Genomic DNA, 20,429 nt, shown 5'->3' with positions numbered 1-20,429 from the left:
CCAAGCATCACTCTTCTAAAGTCAACCTTAGACTGCAAGAGACGGCAAGCTTAAGACCTTTAATTCCAGCGCCCATTTTTGATTCTGCAGACGCCCCACAGCGTAAACTGCAGCCGGAATTGTATTCTCCATTGCCGACCTCTCGCTTGGAGCGAGAGCGCCGATCGAGCTTCTTCGCGTAATTTGTAAGGAGTCGATGTCATGCGTACAAAAATGAATCAGATTTTCGGATTGCTGGCTCTGGCCACCATCCTGTGCGGTACGGACGCAGCACTTGCCCAGAACGCTGCAACACCGCCCTCCATGAAAACCATCGGCGCGCCGGCCAAGCCCGAGATCGTGCCCTCGCTGTTCGTGCTCAACTCCCGCGGTGCGACGCTGCTGGGCGACACCCTCACTCTGACCGGCGTGTCACCCAGTTCGATCATCTTTGCAGACCGTCCGGTGCGGGGCGCGGGCCATCAACCCACCGCCGACGTGATCGCGGAATGGGGATCGGGCGAGGACAGTTTTGCAAAGAATCCGCCGAACGCGACGGTCTCCGTGCTCGGCAAGGATGGTTCGGTCAAGGACGCCGTCGTGGTCCTGAAGAATCCGAAGCTCGAGGGCGACAAGCTCACCTTCAATGTCCAGACCCTTGAAGGCGATCTTGCCGGCGCCGACGGCGGGGCCGCGCTCTTCATCGACATCATCGGCCGTCCGTTCACGCCGCTGTCGTTTGCCGGTTTCGCCCGGCGCAACGCATTCCGCGGCGCGATGTATGCCGGCGCGCTCGGTGCGGCTGCGTATGGTGCGGCTGCGTACTACCACCCCTACGCGTACGCCCGTCCGGCCTGCGGCTATTATCCGTACCCGCCCTGCTATTGAAACGAATGAAGACACGGGGAAGCACGCGCTTTCCCGTGCTCAATCGACTGGTTCGCCTTCGACCCGTGATTGAACGTATCAGTGCTTGAAAGGAATGCCGCCGTGAAACAGCTTGTCGAACTGATGACAGCAGCCGTCGTCTGCGCAACACTGGCGCTGCCTCAGCTAGCCGCCGCCCAGACTGCCGCCGCAACCCCTCCTTCGCTTGTGACGCCGGACAAGGTCGACACACGGATCGGCACGCTCGAGTTCAAGGACGGCGCGCCCACCATCGAAACCGCAGAGAAGGTCCGCGACACGCTGGACTTCACACGCGCCCTGAACGTGTACAACAACAGCTTCCGCGGCGCATCGGCGTATGCCCTGGGAAAGGGCTTCCAGAGTATCGGCGCCGAGGACAACACCCCGATCATCTTCTCCGATTTGATGGACGCAAAGTCGCTGTTTCTCACCGCCAACGCTGACACCATCTACTACATGGCGGTAGTGAACCTGTCGAAGGGCCCGATGGTAGTCGAGCAGCCCCCGTTGGGACTAGGCACCATCAATGACATGTGGTTCTCCTGGATCATCGACATCGGCTTCCCGGGGCCGGATCGCGGCGAGGGCGGCAAGTACCTCATCATACCGCCCGGCTACGACGGGCCGCTGCCCGAAGGTGGCTTCTACATCGCGCGTTCGAAGACCAACCGCGTGCTGTACGCAGCGCGATCGTTCCTGACCAATAATGATCCCAAGCCAACTGCTGAGCTGATCAAGAAGCATCTCAAGATCTATCCCTACACGCCGGGCGGCGTAGGTACGAGCATCGCGACAGCCCTGGAAGGCAAGGTGCGGCTCGCCAAGAACCCGCCTGCTCCCGAGACCAAGTTTATCGAGGCAAGCGGCAAGTCGTTCAACACGATTCCGCCCGGCGATTACGGCTTCTTCGAAATGATCAATGAGAACGTCCAGCAGGAACCGGCCACCAGTTACGACGTAGAACTCGCCGGGCAAATGGCCGCCATCGGTATCGTGAAGGGCAAGCCGTTCAAACCTGATGCGCGGATGAAGAAAATACTCACCGATGCTGCCGCCGTGGGGAACGCGGCCGGTCGCCTGCTGAACTGGCGCTACGCCGTGTCCCATCCGGAATGGGCGTACTATCCCAACTCGATGTGGGGAAGCATGCTGTGGGAAGGTGGGGCCAACTTCGAGACACCGCCGCCGGAGTTCACCAGGGAGGGCATGTTCAAGCCGCTCCCGCCGACCGGCGCACGGACTCTGGATTCGAGGACGGCGTTCTATTACGGCTACACGCTCGATTCACCGGGCATGATCATGCGCATTCCCGATGTCGGCTCGCAATATCTCATGGGCTTTGTCGATTCCGCCAACAACCCCTTTGACGGCGGCAAAACCTACAAGGTGACGCTGCCCAAGGGCATCCCCGCGCGGGCGTTCTGGTCGTTCACGCTTTACGACAACCAGACGCGATCGCTGCTCGACACGCCGCAGCGCTATCCGCGCGCCGGCAGCCAGACCTACCCATCGCCAGCCGCCGAAGCCAGTGCCGACGGCTCAACGACCGTCTATTTCGGCCCGACGCAGCCGCAAGGAGTGCCGCGCGGCAACTGGATTCAGACCATGCCCAACAAGGGCTGGTTTACGATCCTTCGTCTCTACAGCCCGCTTGAGCCCTTCTTCACCAAGGAATGGCGGCCGAGCGAGATTGAACTCGCTGCCGCCGGTCGATGACGATGGCGACGAGACGAAGCGTTTGATCAACGAGTCGATCGATCGATTCGCAATCGTAAGGGTACTGCCATGAAGAGTTCAAACCACCGCATCGCGTTACTCGCCTTTGCAGCCTCCACCGCCCTGATCTTGCCGGCGTTCGCTCAAACCACCCCGGAGCGAAACGCGTATTTCGGGGAAACCCACGTCCATACAGGCTGGTCGTTCGACGCCTACATCTTCGGCAACACCAAGACCGGGCCGGAGGAAGCCTACAAATATGCGACGGGACAGATCATCCAGCACCCAATGGGTTATCCGATCAAGATCACGACCCCGCTGGACTGGATGGGCGTGACCGATCACTCCGAATATGTCGGGACGGTGAAGCTGGCGAATACTCCTGGCTCGGCCCTGAGCAAGCTACCGATCGCCGAGAAGCTGAAGGTTCGCACCCCCGCCGATATTCAGAGAATATATCTTTGGCTCGGCTACACGATCGTCGACAAGAAGCCGATCAAGGAATTGATCAGCCCGGAAGTAGCCGGCAACATCTGGAAAGAGAACAATGCGATCGCAGATCGCTTCAACAAGCCCGGCAAATTTACCGCGTTCTGTTCCTATGAATGGACGTCGACGCCCGACAACCGCAACATGCACCGCAACGTGTTCTTCAAGGACTGCGCCAAGGTGCCGGAGCTACCGTTCAGCGCCATCGATTCGTCCGCTCCGGAAGATCTGTGGGACTGGATGGACGTCCAGCGCAAGGCCGGCAGCGAGTTGCTCGCAATCTCGCACAACGCGAACCTCTCCGACGGAATCATGTTTCCGACGGAAGTCGATTTCAAGGGACGGCCGATCGACAAGGCCTGGGCCGAGTCGCGCGAACGCAATGAGAAACTGTCCGAGATCAAGCAGATCAAGGGGCAGTCGGAGACGCATCCGACACTGTCGCCCAATGACGAGTTCGCGAATTTCGAGGTGTTGACCTATCTACTCGGCGATCCGGCGGGACGTTTCCCGACCATCCCGGGCAGCTACATTCGCGACGCCTACAAGACCGGCATCGCGATGCAGGATACACGGGGTTACAACCCCTACAAATTCGGTATCGTCGGCGGATCCGACTCGCACAATACCGGCGTCCCCTATCGCCAGGAGAACTTCTACGGCGGCCACGCCCGCAACGACGGCGATGAAAAGCAGCGCATGTCGGGTCACGTGTTCGCCGGCCTCGACGTTCGTCTCGAGAATCCCGCCGGCCTCACCGGTCTGTGGGCCGAGGAGAACACCCGTGCTTCGCTGTTCAATGCCATGCAGCGCAAGGAAACTTTTGCCACCAGCGGACCGCGCATCCAATTGCGCTTCTTTGGTGGATGGGATTACAGCCAAGACGCAAAGGACGTAAAGAACAGGGAAGTCTGGAATATCGTTCCAGATTGGCTGAAGGACCGGCTGTGGGTCCGTACCGCCTATGCGCAGGGCGTGCCGATGGGAGGCGACCTGCCGTCGATGCCGGCCGACAAGAAGGCGCCATCCTTCGCGGTGTGGGCCGTGAAGGACCCGACATCGGGCAACCTTGACCGCATTCAAATCGTCAAGGGATGGACCAAAGATGGCCAATCCTTCGAAAAGGTCTTTGATGTGGTTTGGGCGGGCAAACGTACGCCCGATCCAGTCACGGGCAAGGTCCCGCCAATCGGCAGCACCGTCAACATTCACGAAGCGAGCTACAAGAACACGATCGGTGCAGTCGAACTCAAGACCGTGTGGAGTGATCCGGAATTCGACCCCGGTCTGAACGCGTTCTATTACGCCCGGGCACTTGAAATCCCGACGCCACGGTGGACCACGATTCAGGCCAAGAATCTCGGAATCAATCCGCCCGAGATCGTGTCGGCCACGGTACAAGAGCGCGCGTGGGCTTCGCCGATCTGGTACACACCGACCGAACAGGCGCGCGTGACGGCGAAACCCGGCATGACCGTCGCCAGCCTGCAACAGCAGCCGGGCGTGACTGCGCTGAATGATGACCAACTCAAGGACCTGATCGTCGGCAAGTCGACGTGGATTCGCAACAACGCGACCGGCAGCGTCTTCCAGGTCATCTGGAGCACGGCCGGCCGGCGCCTGATCACCAATGTCGACGGGACGCTGCCACAGCCGGGGCAGGTCGGCGACGTCATGCATAGCGGTGAACTTGGCTCGCCATCGTCCTATTCCATCAAGGATGGCAAGATCGTTACCGCGTTCGGAAACCTGCCTTACGAGGTCACCGTCTATAAGGTGGGCGATAAGTACTTTGGCGCGCGCAGCAATGAATACGGCTACGCCAATTACGAGGTCGTTCCGGCACCGATAAATCTGGAGAATCTCAGTTCGGGTCAAGCCGCACGTTCTCCGTTCTAGCGTGGTTGGTTGTCAGTGCTAGATAATCCAACAGATGGGAGCGCTGCGTCCGGCAAGAACCCGGACGCAGCCGTACCGGCGCAGCCATCGCTGCTGCGACGATGGTTGCGCGAACCGCTGGTTCATTTTCTTCTGGTCGGCTTGGCACTGTTTGTTGGCTACAGCGTCTTGCATCCCAAATCAGAAGCCACATCCGAATCCAACCGGATTGTCCTGACGCCGGACGATCTTGTTCAGATAAGTGTGGCTTGGCTGGCGAAGGGCCGGCCTCCTCCGACTCCTGAGCAAATGCAGAACCTCATTGAACTCAAGGTTCGGGAGGAGGTGCTGTTTCGCGAGGCAATGGCACTCGGACTGGACAAGGACGACACGATCGTCAAGCGGCGCCTGGCGCAGAAAATGGAATTTCTGGCTGAGGGCGCTGCAATCGATAACGACCCTTCGACCGATACGCTGAAGGCCTGGTTCATGGACAATCAGCAGCGATTTGCGCTTCTGCCGCGCGTCTCTTTCCGCCATCTTTATTTTTCCTCCGATCGACATGGTGAGCGCACACGGGAAGCTGCCGCGAAAGCCCTGGAGAAAATCGCAGACCAATCGGGCGAAGCGAAGGACGTTGCGGCTCTTGGTGACCCCTTCATGTACCAGGATCACTACGGCGATCGGTCGTTCGATGATATCGCCAAGCTGTTCGGGCTGAACTTTGCCCGAGCGCTCGTGAGCATCAAGCCTGGCTCGTGGCAAGGACCGGTGGAATCCGGGTACGGATGGCACCTGATTTTTGTCGACTCTTCCGCTCCGAGCAGGGTACCCGCCTTCGAGGAAATCGAGTCGGACATCAAGGCAGGCTGGATCGCTGACCAGCGCGCTCAGGCGAAGGCAAAGGCCTATGAAGCCATGCGAGCACGCTATCAGGTCGTGCTGCCGGAGAAGCTGCCAAATTAGCCGACGGAGAAGGCTTTGAGTTTACGATCGGCATTTCTCGGCATCCTTTTCGTGACGTTCGGACTTTTCAGTACCGCGTCCGCACACGAGTCCCGTCCGGCGTATATGGAAGTGACCGAGATAGCGCCGCAGCGGTATCAGATTGTCTGGCGCACGCCGCTGCTATCCGGCATGCGGCTTCCGGTAGCGCTCCGATTCCCGGAAAAAAACGCGCAACGTCACCGACCCGACACTGCGTGAACTCCAGGATTCGCTGGTCGAACGCAGGGTGATCGAACTGGACAACGGGCTCGCCGGCACCCGCATCGAGATCGTGGGCCTGCAGGCGACCATCACCGACGCGCTGGTACGCGTGCAAATGCTCGATGGCACCTACTCCACCACGCTGGTACGACCGTCCAAACCGTGGATCGAGATCGCGACCTCGCGCAGTTCGCTTGAGGTCGCCACCACCTATCTGATGCATGGTGTGGAGCACATCCTGTTGGGCTACGATCATTTGCTGTTCGTACTGGCTCTGATCCTGATCGTGCGTCGCGGCCGGGTGCTTCTGATCACGGTCACCGCCTTTACGGTTGCACATTCGATCACCCTGAGCCTTGCCACATTGGGGGTCGTGCACATACCCGGACCGCCGGTCGAAGCAACGATCGCGTTGAGTATTCTCCTTCTGGCCTGCGAGATCATCCGGTCCGACCGGGGACAAGCGAGCCTGACCGCGCAATGGCCGTGGCTGGTCGCGTTCTCGTTTGGCCTGCTGCATGGATTTGGCTTCGCCGGCGCGCTGACGGAAATCGGTCTGCCTCAGGGAGACATTCCGCTGGCGCTGCTTGCGTTCAATGTCGGCGTGGAGGCCGGACAACTGGTCTTCATTGCAGCCGTCCTGGGCGCTCTGAGATGCGCCAAGTGGATCAGGTTACCTGCTTTCCTCGAACGTCATGCGAGGCCGGTGACGACTTATGCGATCGGGATCATGGCCGCCTACTGGTTTACTGAGCGATTGGCTGGATTCGCCGCCTGAGCGGGCGAGCGGAGTCTGCGAAACTCCCGTTGAGGTGCATAGCAGGCGATTGCCTCGTGACCTCAACGCAACAGTCGCGATGGATTTTCGATGCAGACCGTTTCGCAGAGCGATGCCCTACGACGGGACATTCAATCTATGCCAATCTAGGGTTGATCACTGTGATCTCGAGCCATTAGGGGCAAACAGATGGCGCACAACATTCCTCAACGAGATTCAGGCCGTCGGCACACCTGGCGCAACATCGGCATGGCTCTGCTGATATTCGGCTCCATGTCGGAGGCCGCCTACGCTGACGAGAGCGGTGTTTCCTACTGGCTTCCCGGACGCTTCGGCAGCTTTGCGGCGACACCGGCGGTGCCGGGCTGGTCCATGGCCGCGGTGTATTATCACACCTCGGTCGAAGCATCGGGCGCCGTCGCTGCGGCACGGCAGATTCAGATCGGCAGATTTCCGGCAACGGTGAACGTCGATTTCAATGCCAGTCTGAACGCACAAGGCGATCTTATTCTGCTCAATCCCACCTACACTTTCGCCACACCTGTGCTGGGCGGCCAACTGGCCATCGGCGTCACCGGCATATTCGGCCGGGCAAGCACCGGCATTGACGGAACGCTCACCGCGGCAGTCGGACCGATCGTGACGACCCGCACGGGAAGCATCTCGGATTCACTCACTTCCGTCGGCGACCTGTATCCGCAGGCCACGCTGAAGTGGAATGCCGGCCTGCACAACTTCATGACCTATGTGACGGGCGACATTCCAGTGGGCGCCTACAATCCCGCCCGCCTCAGTAACCTCGGCATCGGTCACGCCGCGATCGACGCCGGCGGCGGCTACACCTACTTCAATCAGGCCGCAGGGCACGAATTCTCGGCCGTCGCGGGCTTCACCTACAACTTCAAGAATCCCGACACGCAATACCAGAGCGGAATCGACTTCCATGTCGATTGGGGAATCTCGCAATTCCTCTCCAAGCAGTTCTTCGTCGGTTTCGTCGGATATGGATATCAACAGATCACCGACGACTTCGGTCAGCATCCGGCGCTCGGCGGCTTCCGGTCCCGTGTCTTCGGCATCGGCCCGCAGTTCGGATATCTCTTTCCGATCGGCGACATGCAGGGATATCTCAACCTGAAAGGCTACGGAGAATTTGCCGCCGAGAACCGGCCTGCGGGGTGGAATATCTGGCTGACGTTCGCGATCTCGCCGATGGCCCCCGCCAGCACGGTGACGCCAACGCCACGCCGGATCGTGACAAAGTAAGGCATCATCGCGCGCAGAAAGCGGCAAGCGATGCTACCCGATACGCCGACCGTCAGTCAGCTATCCCATGTCATTTCGCAGGCGGCCGCGCCTGCGTTTCTTCTCGGCGCTTTGGCAGCTTTCATAGCCGTTTTGATCTCCCGCCTGAACAGAGTGATCGATCGAACGATTGTCCTCAACGGCATCTCCGATGACGACACCGTCAGATATCGGCTCAAGGCCGATCTTCCGCGTTTGATGCGACGTGCGGCCATGCTGAACCGGGCAATCTTCTGGGCGGTGATCGGAAGTATTTCGGCAACGCTCGTTGTCATCGTCGCCTTCGCAAGTGCGTTCCTTCAGATTCAGCATGAGCGCGGGGTGGCCATCCTGTTCATGGTAGCCCTCGGTGCCTTCACGGTATCGCTTGTTGATTTTGCCCGGGAGGTGCGCATTGCGTTGAGCGAGTTCGATCATCACGCCTGACGCAAACTATCGCACTGCCCGGCTAGGGCCTGGCAGAGCACTCACGTCAGGCGGCTAACGCGCCCACTGCCCCATCTGGAGGCATGTCTGCAAGCTGACGTAACTTGGCGTGCCGCCGATGCTCTCTAGCGAGATGCAGCTTGCCCGGCTTGGCGCGGGGAATTTCGACCATTGGCTTGCGAGCTGCCGCTTCGCCTTCTGTTCATCGTTCACGCAGCTCTTTATCGACTGATCAACGGTGAGGCCGGCAGTCGCGGCGACGTCGAGCTTGCAACTCCGGGCAATGTCGAATTTCGGCACGCCGTCTGCGACCGCAACAACCATCTGCGAGCTCAAAACGATCATCGAGAAAGAAATAGGCATCTCCAGCCCCCTTCCGATCGCAGCCAAAGCTTCCGGGCGCAGCGCTTCTATCTAGAGCTGCAACGCCAGCCTATGCCAAAACCGGCCGGAATGCGACGGGAATGTCAAATCGGAAGGCAGTCGCCGCAGAACGCAGGGACGGCAAACCCCACCCTGCGAATCTGCGAATCGCATGCTCACGCCACGTTGGCGCCTTCCTGGCGGCTGGCCTCGAACAGAAACCAGGTGCGGCGCTCGGTCTCGTCGATGAAGGTCTCGAGCAGGCCCGCAGTGCCGGAATCCTCGTGCTCGTCGGCGAGCTTGTGCGCCTTGCGCAGCGCCGCCGCCACATGCTTGTTGTCTTCCATCAGCTCGCGCAGCATTTCGCGCGGCGGCACGTAGTCCTCGTTATTGTCCTTGATGGTCTGCAGCCTGGCGACCTGCCCGATCGAGCGCAGCGTGGTGCCGCCAAGCTTGCGGACCCGCTCAGCGAGTTGGTCGGTGGTGGCGAAGATCGCTTCCGACTGCTCGTCCAGCATAAGGTGATAGTCGCGGAAATGACGGCCGCTGACGTGCCAGTGGAAATTCTTGGTCTTCAGATAGAGCGCAAACGCGTCCGCCAGCAGCGTATTGAGCGAGGCCGAGATCTTGTCCACGGCGGCCGGCGGCAGGTCGGTGGGCGTATCGAGGTCGGCGGATACCTTGTCGGATTTACTGGTTTTGCTCACGTTGAACCTTCCTGTTAGGAATTGGGCACGACGGCATTGGCAGGGAGCGCCGGGCCGTCTAACGCCCCACCTAGGTACCGGTTCCGTTGCCGGAACCCCCAGTTTTGCCGGACCCGACTGCGATGGACGAATGGATCGACTACTATGACTCCACGCATACGATTTATGTGAGCAGGCTGCATCGCGACCTGCATTTCCAGGTCATCGCGCGCGATATCATCGGCTATATCGCTTCGCCCGACGCTGTCGTGCTGGACTATGCCTGCGGCGAAGCGCTGTCGGCTGCCAAGGTGGCGGATGCCTGCGCAAAACTCTATCTGGCCGAACCGGCGCCCGGCGTTCGCGGCCGGCTGATCGCGCGTTTTGCACCGAACACCAAGATCCGCGTCCGCTCGCTCGAGGATCTCACGCGAATGGCGGAAAGCTCGGTCGACCTCGTCGTCATGAATTCGGTCGCGCAATACATGACGCCAGGGGAGCTGGATTCGGCGCTTGCCGTCATCAGCCGGTTGTTGAAGCCCAACGGTCGCCTGGTGCTCGGCGATATCCTGCGGCCGGACGTCGGCATGGCCAGAGACGTGCTGGCGCTCTTGAAATTCGCACGCTCTCACGGCTTCCTGAAAGACGCGCTGTATGGCCTTGCGAGCACGGCGCTGTCGGACTACCGCCAACTGCGCACGCGCGTCGGGCTACAGCGCTACAGTGAAGACGAGATGATCAAGAAGCTCGCCGCCTCAGGCTTCACCGCCTCCCGCGCGCATCAGAACATCGGCCACAACCCGTGGCGGATGACGTTCGTTGCGCGGCACGCATTCCAACGCCACTGAGAGCGACGCGCGTAGAGGTTGTTAACCCTAAAGCACGGTAAGGATGGTTCACCGCGCCGTGATGGGCAATGATTGCTACGGCCCGGTGGCGGAAGCGTCGACGCGGGAGCAGTGCATTGCTCTTTATCCTGGTTCAAATCCAGGCCGGGCCTCCACGCTTCGCCCTGACGGGCTACGCGTGGCGCAGCCACGCCGGAGACCGGCGGGGCAAAGCGTGTCCGGCGTAGCTTGAGCAAAGCGAAAGCGTAGACGGACTGGCCTCCTCGCGTCGAACCAAGCGCCAAATCCCTGAATTCCCCGTTGATGGCCCGTTTTTGGGGGTTTCGCGGGTGCGGAATCTGGTCTAAAGACCACCCGCGCGCGAGGGTGACCCGCGCTCTTGGCTTAGGGGACGCGCGGCTGCGCGCCCTTTTTTTGTGCCCAAAATCCAGTCTGAGAGCTGATGCCCAAAAGAACAGATATCTCCACCATCCTGATCATCGGCGCCGGTCCCATCGTGATCGGCCAGGCCTGCGAATTCGATTATTCCGGCACCCAGGCGGTGAAGACGCTTAAGGAAGAGGGCTACCGTATCGTCCTCGTCAATTCCAATCCGGCCACCATCATGACCGATCCGGAATTGGCTGATGCGACCTATATCGAGCCGATCACGCCCGAAATCGTCGCCAAGATCATCGAGAAGGAGCGCTACGTCATCCCCGGCGGCTTTGCGCTGTTGCCGACCATGGGCGGCCAGACCGCGCTGAACTGCGCGCTGTCGCTGCGCCGTCAGGGCACGCTCGACAAATTCGACGTCGAGATGATCGGCGCTACCGCTGACGCGATCGACAAGGCCGAAGACCGCCAGCTTTTCCGCAACGCGATGGAGAAGATCGGTCTTCAGACGCCGAAATCGCGGCTCGCCAATGCCTCGGCGCTGAAAAAGTCCTATCGCGACAAATACCTCGCCGAACGCGAGAAGCTAACGGGCGACGCGCTGGATGAGCTCGAACGGCAATGGACGATCGGCGAAAACGAGCGCCGCAAGCGTTACCAGGAGCATGCGCTCGGCGAGGCGCTGATGGCGCTGTCCGAAATCGGACTGCCGGCGATCATCCGCCCCTCCTTCACCATGGGCGGCACCGGCGGCGGCATCGCCTACAACAAGGAAGAATTCCTCGACATCATCGAACGCGGCCTCGACGCCTCCCCGACCAACGAAGTGTTGATCGAGGAATCCGTGCTCGGCTGGAAAGAGTTCGAGATGGAGGTGGTGCGCGACAAGAAGGACAATTGCATCATCGTCTGCTCGATCGAGAACCTCGATCCGATGGGCGTGCACACCGGCGATTCCATCACCGTGGCGCCGGCGCTGACGCTGACCGACAAAGAATACCAGATCATGCGCGATGCCTCGATCGCGGTGCTGCGCGAAATCGGCGTGGAGACCGGCGGATCCAACGTGCAGTTCGGCGTCAACCCCGACGACGGCCGCATGGTGGTGATCGAGATGAACCCGCGCGTGTCGCGCTCCTCGGCGCTCGCATCAAAAGCCACCGGCTTTCCGATCGCAAAAGTCGCCGCCAAGCTCGCCGTCGGCTACACGCTCGATGAAATCGCCAACGACATCACCGGCGGCGCCACGCCCGCCTCGTTCGAGCCGACCATCGACTATGTCGTGACCAAGGTCCCTCGCTTTGCGTTCGAAAAGTTTCCCGGCGCTTCCGCCACACTGACGACCTCGATGAAGTCGGTCGGCGAAGTCATGGCGATCGGCCGCACGTTCCAGGAGAGCCTGCAGAAGGCGTTGCGCGGGCTCGAGACCGGACTGACCGGGCTCGACGAGATCGAGATCGAGGGGTTAGGGCGCGGCGACGACAAGAACGCGATCCGCGCCGCGTTGGGTACGCCGACGCCGAACCGCATCCTGCAGGTGGCGCAGGCGATGCGGCTCGGCTGGTCGAACGAAGACATTTTCAATTCCTGCAAGATCGATCCGTGGTTCCTCGCCGAGATGCGCGGCATCATCGACATGGAAACGAAGGTCAGGACGCACGGCCTGCCGCCGAACGGCTATGGCATGCGCATGCTGAAGGCGATGGGCTTTTCCGACGCACGGCTTGCCGTGCTGTCGGAGTCCACCGAAGCCGAGATCACCGCGAAGCGTCACGCGCTCGGCGTACGCCCCGCTTTCAAGCGCATCGACACCTGCGCCGCCGAATTCGCCTCCCCCACCGCCTACATGTATTCGAGCTATGAAGCGCCGTTTGCGGGCGCGCTGGCCGACGAGAGCGCGCCCTCCGACCGCAAGAAGGTCATCATTCTCGGCGGCGGCCCGAACCGGATCGGCCAGGGCATCGAATTCGACTATTGCTGCTGCCACGCCTGCTTCGCGCTCGACGATGCCGGGTATGAAACCATCATGATCAACTGCAATCCGGAGACGGTGTCGACCGACTACGACACCGCCGACCGGCTGTATTTCGAGCCGCTCACGGCCGAGGACGTGCTGGAAATCGTCGCCACCGAGCGGCAGAACGGTACGCTGCACGGCGTGATCGTGCAGTTCGGCGGCCAGACCCCACTGAAGTTGGCGCGCGCGCTGGAAGCCGCCGACGTGCCGATCCTCGGCACCTCGCCCGACGCCATCGACCTCGCGGAGGACCGCGACCGTTTCAAGCGCGTTCTCGACAAATTGAAGTTAAAGCAGCCCAAGAACGGCATCGCCTATTCGGTCGAGCAGGCGCGGCTGGTGTCGGCCGATCTCGGCCTGCCGCTGGTGGTGCGCCCGTCCTACGTGCTGGGCGGCCGCGCGATGCAGATCATCCGCGAGGAAACCCAGCTCGACGATTACCTGCTCGGAACGCTGCCCGAGCTGGTGCCGGCCGACGTCAAGGCGCGCTACCCCAACGACAAGACCGGGCAGATCAACACCGTGCTCGGCAAGAACCCGCTGCTGTTCGACCGCTATTTGTCCGATGCCACCGAGATCGACGTCGACTGCCTATGCGACGGCAAGGACACCTTCATCGTCGGCATCATGGAGCATATCGAGGAAGCCGGCATTCACTCCGGCGATTCCGCCTGTTCGCTGCCGCCGCATTCGCTGGATGCGAAGATGATCGAGGAGCTCGAGCGGCAAACCCGCGAGCTCGCGCTCGGCCTCGACGTGGTCGGACTGATGAACGTGCAATATGCGATCAAGGACGGCGAGATCTACGTGCTCGAGGTCAATCCGCGCGCGTCGCGCACCGTTCCGTTCGTCGCCAAGGTCGTCGGCACGCCGGTGGCAAAGATCGCGGCACGGATCATGGCCGGCGAGAAGCTCGCCGATTTCAAGCTGAAGAAGAAACAGCTTGGCCATGTCGGCGTCAAAGAGTCCGTCTTCCCTTTCGCGCGCTTCCCCGGCGTCGATACCGTGCTCGGTCCGGAGATGCGCTCGACCGGCGAGGTGATGGGCATCGACCGCTCGTTCGAGGTGGCGTTCGCAAAAAGCCAACTCGGCGGCGGCACCCGCGTGCCGCGCAAGGGCACCGTCTTCGTCTCGGTGCGCGAGATCGACAAGACCCGTATCGCCGAGGCGGTCCGGCTCTTGCACTCGCTCGGCTTCAAGGTGATGGGCACCTCGGGCACCCAGCGCTTCCTGACCGACAAGGGCATTCCGACCGAGAAGGTCAACAAGGTGCTGGAGGGGCGGCCGCACATCGTCGATGCCATCACCAATGGCGACATTCAGCTCGTTTTCAATACCACCGAAGGGCCGCAGGCGCTGGCCGACAGCCGTTCGCTGCGGCGGGCTGCCCTCTTGCATAAAGTGCCGTATTACACCACTCTTTCGGGTGCTGTTGCGGCCGCCCAGGGCATCCGCGCCTATTTGGGCGGGGACCTTGAGGTCCGCACGCTACAGAGCTATTTTTCCGAAAACTGATCGTTCGCCGGGCGAAAATGCCCGCGAAACGATCGGCAATAAGCCGGCATGGCTGGAACCCACCGCCCGTTTGGATGTTGTAAGGCCCCTGACGGGGCCTAATATCAACGGGCTGGCGGGTTCATGTGTCGAGTTCAAGGGCCTGATCGAAATCAAAAGCGTGGCTCGTGCGCGCAACTTTTGGCGGCTCGCACGAGGGAAGGACGAAAAGAGATGATGGACAAGGTTCCGATGACTGCTAGCGGGTATGCCGCCCTGGAGGTCGAATTGAAGCAGCGCCAGTCGGTGGAGCGTCCGCGCATCATCGAGCATATCGCCGAGGCGCGCTCGCATGGCGATCTCTCCGAGAACGCGGAATATCACGCGGCCAAGGAAGAGCAGTCGCACAACGAAGGCCGCATCGCCGAGCTCGAGGACAAGCTCGCGCGCGCCGACATCATCGACATCTCGAAACTGTCCGGCGACACCGTCAAGTTCGGCGCGACCGTCACGCTGGTCGACGAGGACACCGAAAAGAAAGCGGTGTGGCAGATCGTCGGCGAGCCGGAAGCCGACGCCAAGAAGGGCCGCATCTCGATCACCTCGCCGCTGGCTCGCGCCCTGATCGGCAAGAAGAAGGGCTCGACCGTGGAGGTCGTGGCTCCCGGCGGCGCCAAGGCCTACGAGATCACCAAGGTCGAGTGGCGATAGAGCATGATCTCCGCGCAAACGCGTTCGTAGTCACCTGCAAGTTACTGTTGCGACAAAGCCGCGTTTTCCACGCGGCTTTTTTGTTGCCGTGGTCCTGACGGGAATGTGAGTAGTGGTGCGGCGGATTTCAGAATATCCGAATCCCGGGCAATGCTTATAGACTATAACTAACTGGACCGGACGTGCCGGCATTGCGATTTTCCAGCGATGAGCTGCAGGCGCTGCCGAGGCGGCATCGTGTTGCGCCGCAATCGCAACAATGTCGTGAAGCGGCGCGGTGAAGGGGAATGATTCAATTTTAGGGGTGTTGTGTCGGCATCACACGCGATCCGACAAGACCGTGTAATCTCGTGGCGCTAGTTCTAGCGCATTCAAACAAGGGGGACGATGACATGGACCAATTCGACAAGATGCTCGCGAAATGGGAGCCGACGGCGCTGAGCCTGTTTCGCTTCATCACCGGGCTTTTGCTGTTTCAGTACGGCGTCGCCAAGATATTCAAATTCCCGGCCGTGCCGATGTTTGCCAACATCCCGCCGCTAATCACGGTGGCAGGCACGATCGAACTCGTGCTCGGCGCGCTTCTGATGGTCGGCTTCTTCACGCGCATCTCTGCGTTCATCCTGGCCGGCCAAATGGCATTCGCCTATTTTATCGGGCACATGTTCAAGAATCCCGCCGCACCCGTGTTCTTGCCGCTGCTCAATGGCGGCACCGCCGCGATCCTGTTCTGCTTCGCCTGCCTCTATCTGGCGACCGCGGGCGGTGGGCCCTACAGCGTCGACGCGATGCGGAAGAAGTGACTGAGCGTCAGCTCAGTCATTCCGGGATGGTGCGTAAGCACCAGACCTCAGATGCGCAATTGCGCATCGGGGAATCTCGAGATTCTCGGGTGCGCAATTGCGCACCTGAGTTCGCGCTTTGCGCGCCCCGGAATGACGGTTAGCCCGTCACCTTCACATCGAGCGGCACCGCCGCTTCATATTTCGAATTGTGCAGCACCAGCGACGTCCTGACGTTGCGCACATGCGGCGCGGCCGTCAGGTGCGTGACGAAATCCTGAAACGTCGCCATGTCGGGCGCGACGCATTTGAGGATGAAATCGACCTCGCCCGACAGCATCCAGCATTCCCTCACCAGGGGCTCGGCGCGGACGAAATCCTCGAACGCGCGCAAATCCGCATCCGCCTGGCTGGACAAATGGACCGAAGCAAACACGGTGACGTCGAAGCCCAGCCGACGCGGATCCAACAAGCCCCGATAGCCCTGGATGTAGCCTTCTTCCTCCAAGGTGCGGACCCGGCGCAGGCAGGGCGGCGGCGAGATACCGACGCGCTTGGCCAGTTCCACGTTGGTGATTCGGCCGTCGGCCTGGATTTCGGCAAGAATTCGAAGGTCGATTTCGTCAAGATTCTTCGACACGCGCGTCGGGTTCCCTAATTCTGGCCGCGTGAGCTGGCCTTACTGGCAACTCTCTTAGCGCACGCCGCGCGTCTTGCGCAATTTTATTGCGCGTGCGACGCTGTATTTCGCGATTGTTACTTCAGTTCCGGGGAAAATTCGCTGGGATGAATTGCAATTCTTGCATAGCTACCCAGATATCTTAGACTTGGATTTGACACTTTCGGCGCCCCGCGACGTCCTTCCGGGCGCTTTCTACTCAAGTCAAAAACAAACCCCCGAATAAGAGAGGGATCCGCCGATGCCTGCGCCTATTCATGCCAAGGTCGTCATTATCGGTTCCGGCCCCGCCGGCTACACCGCGGCGATCTACGCGGCGCGCGCGATGCTGGAGCCGGTGCTGATCCAGGGCATCCAGCCCGGCGGACAACTCACCATCACCACCGACGTGGAAAACTATCCGGGCTTTGCCGACGTCATCCAGGGCCCCTGGCTGATGGAGCAGATGGAGAAGCAGGCAGCCCATGTCGGCACCAAAATCGTCACCGATTTCGTCAACAAGCTCGAACTGGCGCAGCGGCCGTTCCGCCTGACCTGCGATAGCGGCGACGTCTATCTGGCGGAAACCGTGGTCCTCGCCACCGGCGCGCAAGCGCGCTGGCTCGGCATTCCCTCGGAAGAAAAGTTCAAGGGCTTTGGCGTCTCGGCCTGCGCGACCTGCGATGGCTTCTTCTATCGCGGCAAGGAAGTGATCGTGGTCGGCGGCGGCAATACCGCGGTCGAGGAAGCGCTGTTCCTGACCAACTTTGCATCGACCGTCACGATCGTGCATCGCCGCGATCATTTCCGCGCCGAGCGCATCCTGCAGGATCGCCTGTTCAAGAATCCGAAGATCAAGGTGGTGTGGGACTCGGCGATCGACGAGATCTGCGGCGCCGAGAACCCGACCAAGGTCACCCATGTGCGCCTGAAGAACGTCAAGACCGGCGCCCTCACGAAGGTTGCGGCCGACGGCGTCTTCATCGCGATCGGGCATGCGCCGGCAACCGACCTCGTCAAAGGCCAGATCAAGCTGAAGCCATCAGGCTATGTCGAGGTGGCGCCGAACTCGACCGCGACCTCGATACCCGGCCTGTTCGCCGCCGGCGATGTGGCGGACGAAACCTACCGCCAGGCGGTCACGGCCGCGGGCCTTGGCTGCATGGCGGCCCTTGAGGCCGAACGCTTCCTTGCTTTGCGCGCGAGCGATCGCGCGGCGGCTGAATAGTCATGCCTAGAACACGAGACGGATTTGACATGGACTGGGACAAGCTGAAGGTGTTTCACGCGGCGGCGGAAGCGGGAAGCTTTACCCATGCCGGCGAGCAATTGGGACTCTCGCAATCCGCGGTATCGCGGCAGGTCAGCGCGCTGGAGCAGGAGCTTGCGGTGTCGCTGTTCCACCGCCACGCGCGCGGGCTCATCCTCACCGAGCAGGGCGATCTTTTGTTCCGCACGGCGCATGACGTCTTCATGCAGTTGCAGGCGGCGCGCGCAAAACTGACCGACAGCCGCGAGCGGCCGAGCGGTGACCTCAAGATCACGACGCCGCCCGCGCTCGGCATCAATTGGCTGATCCCGCGGCTCGACGAGTTCACCGCGCTTTATCCGGATATCCGCATCTCGCTGATCGTCACCGACGAGGATCTCGATCTGTCGATGCGCGAGGCCGACGTCGCGATCCGGACCCGCAAGCCGACCCAGCCCGACCTGATCCAGCGCAAGCTGTTCTCGATCGGCTTCCATGCCTATTGCTCGCCGGAATACATCAAGCGCTTCGGCACGCCGCGGACGCTGGACGACCTCGACTCGCACCGCATCATCATGCTCGGCGATGCGCAGGTGCCGCCGCATCTGCAGAACCGGAGCTGGCTGATCGACGCCGGCCGCAACGGCTCGGGTCCGCGCGAAGCCTACTTCAAGGTGAACAACATCTTAGGGCTCGTTCGCGCCTGCCAGCAGGGGCTCGGCATCGCCGCCCTGCCCGACTATCTGGTCGAGGAGAACAACCGCCTGGTGCAGTTGTTCGGCGAAACCGATTCGATCGCGGTGGATACGTATTTCGTTTACCCCGAGGAACTGAAGACGGTCGCACGCGTGCAGGTATTCCGCGACTTCGTGGTGAGCAAGGCGCAGCGCTGGCCCTCCTAGAAACGGTGGCGCTCGGTCTCCCGCTTTCCGGATTAGCCTATTTTATAGAGGCCCCGCTCTCCGCATGACTGACATGCGGCTTGGACGGTTGCTGCAAGGCACTGATGAGGATCATAGTGCTTAAACGCTGAGCGGTCGCGTTGCGCATATGTCCCCCTCCTCCAGTGACGCGGCGGTTCAGTAATCCCTCTTGGAAGGTGATTGTGTCGGCCTCACGTGGCCAATACCTCAAGCCGGGCTCGTTCGAGCCCGGCTTTTTTTCACGTCCGCGTCATGTTCCCGCACAGATTGACATTGAGGTTCTCGGCCTCCATCATCCGGCACATGATCACGAGTTCGTGCGCAGCACTGTCGTCGAAAAAAGGTCCCCATCCGGGGACCCGAGATCGACGCGCGCGCTAGTCTGTCGCGAACCGACGATCCCGAACCCCGCCGTCTGGACGGGGTTTTTTTGTTGGTCCCGTCTCCGGCGCTTACCCCCAAGGAGATGGAACGATGACTGCCCATTCGACCAACGACCTGGCAAGCCGCCTGCAAGGCCTGTGGCTGCCGCTGATCACGCCATTTCGCGACGGCGAACTCGACGAGGCGTCGCTGCGCCGGCTCGTCCGACACTATGCGGCTGGCCCCGTCGACGGCTTCGTTCTCGCGGCGACGTCGGGCGAAGGCATGTCGCTCCGCGCAGGCGAACTCGAGCGGCTGGTGACGCTGACGCAGAGCGAGCTCTCCGCCAGCCGGCGCCACTTGCCGATCCTGCTCGGCCTGTCCGGCGCCTCCACCGCGAAGATGCTCGATGCGCTGGATGAGACCGCGACCTGGCCGGTCGACGGCTATCTGATTGCGAGCCCCTATTACATCCGGCCGTCGCAGCGCGGCCTCGTGCAGCACTTCACCGCGCTCGCCGATCACGCCTCATGGCCGATCGTGCTCTACAACATTCCCTACCGGACAGGCGTCAGCCTCACCAATGAGACGCTGCTGCAGCTTGCCTTGCATCCGAACATCGTCGGCATGAAGGATTGCGGCGCCGACCGCGCGCAGTCGATTGACTTTCTGGCGAGACGGCCAGCAGGCTTTCGCGTGCTGACCGGCGAAGACGCGGAGTATCACGACGCGCTCGCCGACGGCGCCGATGGCGCAATCCTGTTGTCGGCGCATCTGGAGACCGAGGCCTTCGCATCGCTGCGGACGCTGCTCGCGCAGGGCGACCGCGACGGCGCGCGCGTGTTCTGGAAGGAGCTGTCCCGGCTGACCCGGCTGTTGTTTGCCGAGCCGAGCCCGGCGCCCGCAAAATACTGGCTGGCGCGCAACGGACTGATCGACAGCGCCGAGGTTCGCCTGCCGATGGTGGAGATAAGCGCAGAGTTGGCGGCGTTGCTCGACGAGGAGATCGAGCGGCGCAGGCCACAGCTTTTGCGGCGCGCTTAAGGCTGGCGTCGGCTCCCTCTCGTCTCAACAGCGAGAGGGAGAAATGGAATTAGCTGACCAGCAGGCGATAGGCCATCACGGGCGCGAAGCCGAGCAGCATCGCCCAGGCGGCGAATGACGACACCAGAAGAACGTCGTGCATGCTCTGGGCGTACTCGGCAATCGGAAATTTCTTGTCGTGAGTGCTCATCGCTTTCCCCCGTCGTTTTTCTGAACGGGAGATCAAT

At 61.3% G+C, this 20,429-nt stretch carries 17 protein-coding genes, 1 tRNA gene and 1 pseudogene; 15 read left to right on the top strand and 4 right to left on the bottom strand.

The window, feature by feature from the left end:
* Positions 1–213 precede the first annotated feature (213 nt).
* The 7 genes and pseudogenes from V1292_RS12875 (at position 214) to V1292_RS12845 (ending at position 8,689) form a co-directional block, all read left to right on the top strand.
* Entirely contained in the window at positions 214–867 is a 654-nt protein-coding gene (locus V1292_RS12875) for a hypothetical protein (RefSeq protein ID WP_334377032.1), read from the top strand.
* A gap of 123 nt (positions 868–990) precedes the next feature.
* The gene (locus V1292_RS12870; protein WP_334377030.1) at positions 991–2,604 is read left to right on the top strand and encodes a DUF1254 domain-containing protein; all 1,614 of its coding nucleotides are present in this window, start codon (positions 991–993) and stop codon (positions 2,602–2,604) included.
* Positions 2,605–2,673: 69 nt separating this feature from the next.
* Positions 2,674–4,992: a DUF3604 domain-containing protein gene (locus V1292_RS12865; RefSeq protein WP_334372940.1), complete on the top strand. Its 2,319-nt coding sequence runs from the start codon at positions 2,674–2,676 to the stop codon at positions 4,990–4,992.
* A 105-nt stretch (positions 4,993–5,097) separates the two neighbouring features.
* Positions 5,098–5,937 (top strand): peptidylprolyl isomerase, encoded by an 840-nt coding sequence (locus V1292_RS12860; protein ID WP_334372938.1) that lies wholly within the window; start codon positions 5,098–5,100, stop codon positions 5,935–5,937.
* A 15-nt stretch (positions 5,938–5,952) separates the two neighbouring features.
* Positions 5,953–6,958 (top strand): annotated as a pseudogene (locus V1292_RS12855) (HupE/UreJ family protein).
* Positions 6,959–7,207: 249 nt separating this feature from the next.
* Positions 7,208–8,224, top strand: coding sequence for a SphA family protein (locus V1292_RS12850; protein ID WP_334372935.1), 1,017 nt, complete (start codon positions 7,208–7,210; stop codon positions 8,222–8,224).
* Positions 8,225–8,254: 30 nt separating this feature from the next.
* Positions 8,255–8,689, top strand: a complete 435-nt coding sequence (locus V1292_RS12845) for a DUF2721 domain-containing protein (protein WP_334372934.1) — start codon at positions 8,255–8,257, stop codon at positions 8,687–8,689.
* A 54-nt stretch (positions 8,690–8,743) separates the two neighbouring features.
* On the opposite strand, the gene V1292_RS12840 is transcribed toward V1292_RS12845, so the two are convergent.
* Both V1292_RS12840 and V1292_RS12835 read right to left on the bottom strand, forming a co-directional pair.
* Positions 8,744–9,079 (bottom strand): hypothetical protein, encoded by a 336-nt coding sequence (locus V1292_RS12840; protein ID WP_334372932.1) that lies wholly within the window; start codon positions 9,077–9,079, stop codon positions 8,744–8,746.
* A gap of 149 nt (positions 9,080–9,228) precedes the next feature.
* Positions 9,229–9,759: a Dps family protein gene (locus V1292_RS12835; RefSeq protein ID WP_334372931.1), complete on the bottom strand. Its 531-nt coding sequence runs from the start codon at positions 9,757–9,759 to the stop codon at positions 9,229–9,231.
* A gap of 122 nt (positions 9,760–9,881) precedes the next feature.
* Between V1292_RS12835 and V1292_RS12830 the strand changes: the two genes are divergently transcribed.
* The 5 genes from V1292_RS12830 to V1292_RS12810 all read left to right on the top strand — a co-directional run bounded on the left by V1292_RS12830 (position 9,882) and on the right by V1292_RS12810 (position 15,986).
* Positions 9,882–10,586, top strand: a complete 705-nt coding sequence (locus V1292_RS12830) for a class I SAM-dependent methyltransferase (protein ID WP_334372929.1) — start codon at positions 9,882–9,884, stop codon at positions 10,584–10,586.
* Between the two features lie 79 nt (positions 10,587–10,665).
* Positions 10,666–10,741, top strand: a tRNA-Ala gene (locus V1292_RS12825).
* Between the two features lie 287 nt (positions 10,742–11,028).
* Positions 11,029–14,493 (top strand): carbamoyl-phosphate synthase large subunit, encoded by a 3,465-nt coding sequence (gene carB / locus V1292_RS12820; RefSeq protein WP_334372927.1) that lies wholly within the window; start codon positions 11,029–11,031, stop codon positions 14,491–14,493.
* Between the two features lie 216 nt (positions 14,494–14,709).
* Positions 14,710–15,183, top strand: coding sequence for a transcription elongation factor GreA (gene greA / locus V1292_RS12815; RefSeq protein WP_141686413.1), 474 nt, complete (start codon positions 14,710–14,712; stop codon positions 15,181–15,183).
* A 392-nt stretch (positions 15,184–15,575) separates the two neighbouring features.
* Positions 15,576–15,986 (top strand): DoxX family protein, encoded by a 411-nt coding sequence (locus V1292_RS12810; RefSeq protein ID WP_334372926.1) that lies wholly within the window; start codon positions 15,576–15,578, stop codon positions 15,984–15,986.
* 139 nt (positions 15,987–16,125) lie between these two features.
* Here the strand turns inward: V1292_RS12810 and V1292_RS12805 are convergent, their stop codons facing one another.
* Positions 16,126–16,605 (bottom strand): Lrp/AsnC family transcriptional regulator, encoded by a 480-nt coding sequence (locus tag V1292_RS12805; protein WP_213288791.1) that lies wholly within the window; start codon positions 16,603–16,605, stop codon positions 16,126–16,128.
* Between the two features lie 280 nt (positions 16,606–16,885).
* On the opposite strand from V1292_RS12805, the gene trxB reads away from it, so the two are divergent.
* The 3 genes from trxB (at position 16,886) to dapA (ending at position 20,202) form a co-directional block, all read left to right on the top strand.
* A complete protein-coding gene (gene trxB / locus V1292_RS12800) occupies positions 16,886–17,851 on the top strand; it encodes a thioredoxin-disulfide reductase (RefSeq protein ID WP_334372923.1) in 966 nt (321 codons plus the stop codon).
* 2 nt (positions 17,852–17,853) lie between these two features.
* Positions 17,854–18,774: a LysR family transcriptional regulator gene (locus V1292_RS12795; protein ID WP_028350191.1), complete on the top strand. Its 921-nt coding sequence runs from the start codon at positions 17,854–17,856 to the stop codon at positions 18,772–18,774.
* A 495-nt stretch (positions 18,775–19,269) separates the two neighbouring features.
* Entirely contained in the window at positions 19,270–20,202 is a 933-nt protein-coding gene (gene dapA / locus V1292_RS12790; RefSeq protein WP_334372922.1) for a 4-hydroxy-tetrahydrodipicolinate synthase, read from the top strand.
* Positions 20,203–20,251: 49 nt separating this feature from the next.
* On the opposite strand, the gene V1292_RS12785 is transcribed toward dapA, so the two are convergent.
* Positions 20,252–20,392, bottom strand: coding sequence for a hypothetical protein (locus V1292_RS12785; protein WP_334372921.1), 141 nt, complete (start codon positions 20,390–20,392; stop codon positions 20,252–20,254).
* Positions 20,393–20,429 lie beyond the last annotated feature (37 nt).

The organism is Bradyrhizobium sp. AZCC 1719 (genome assembly GCF_036924525.1).
Lineage (GTDB): Bacteria > Pseudomonadota > Alphaproteobacteria > Rhizobiales > Xanthobacteraceae > Bradyrhizobium.
The sequence above is the reverse complement of the archived record's forward strand: the minus strand, read 5'-3'. Positions and strand labels throughout refer to the sequence as shown.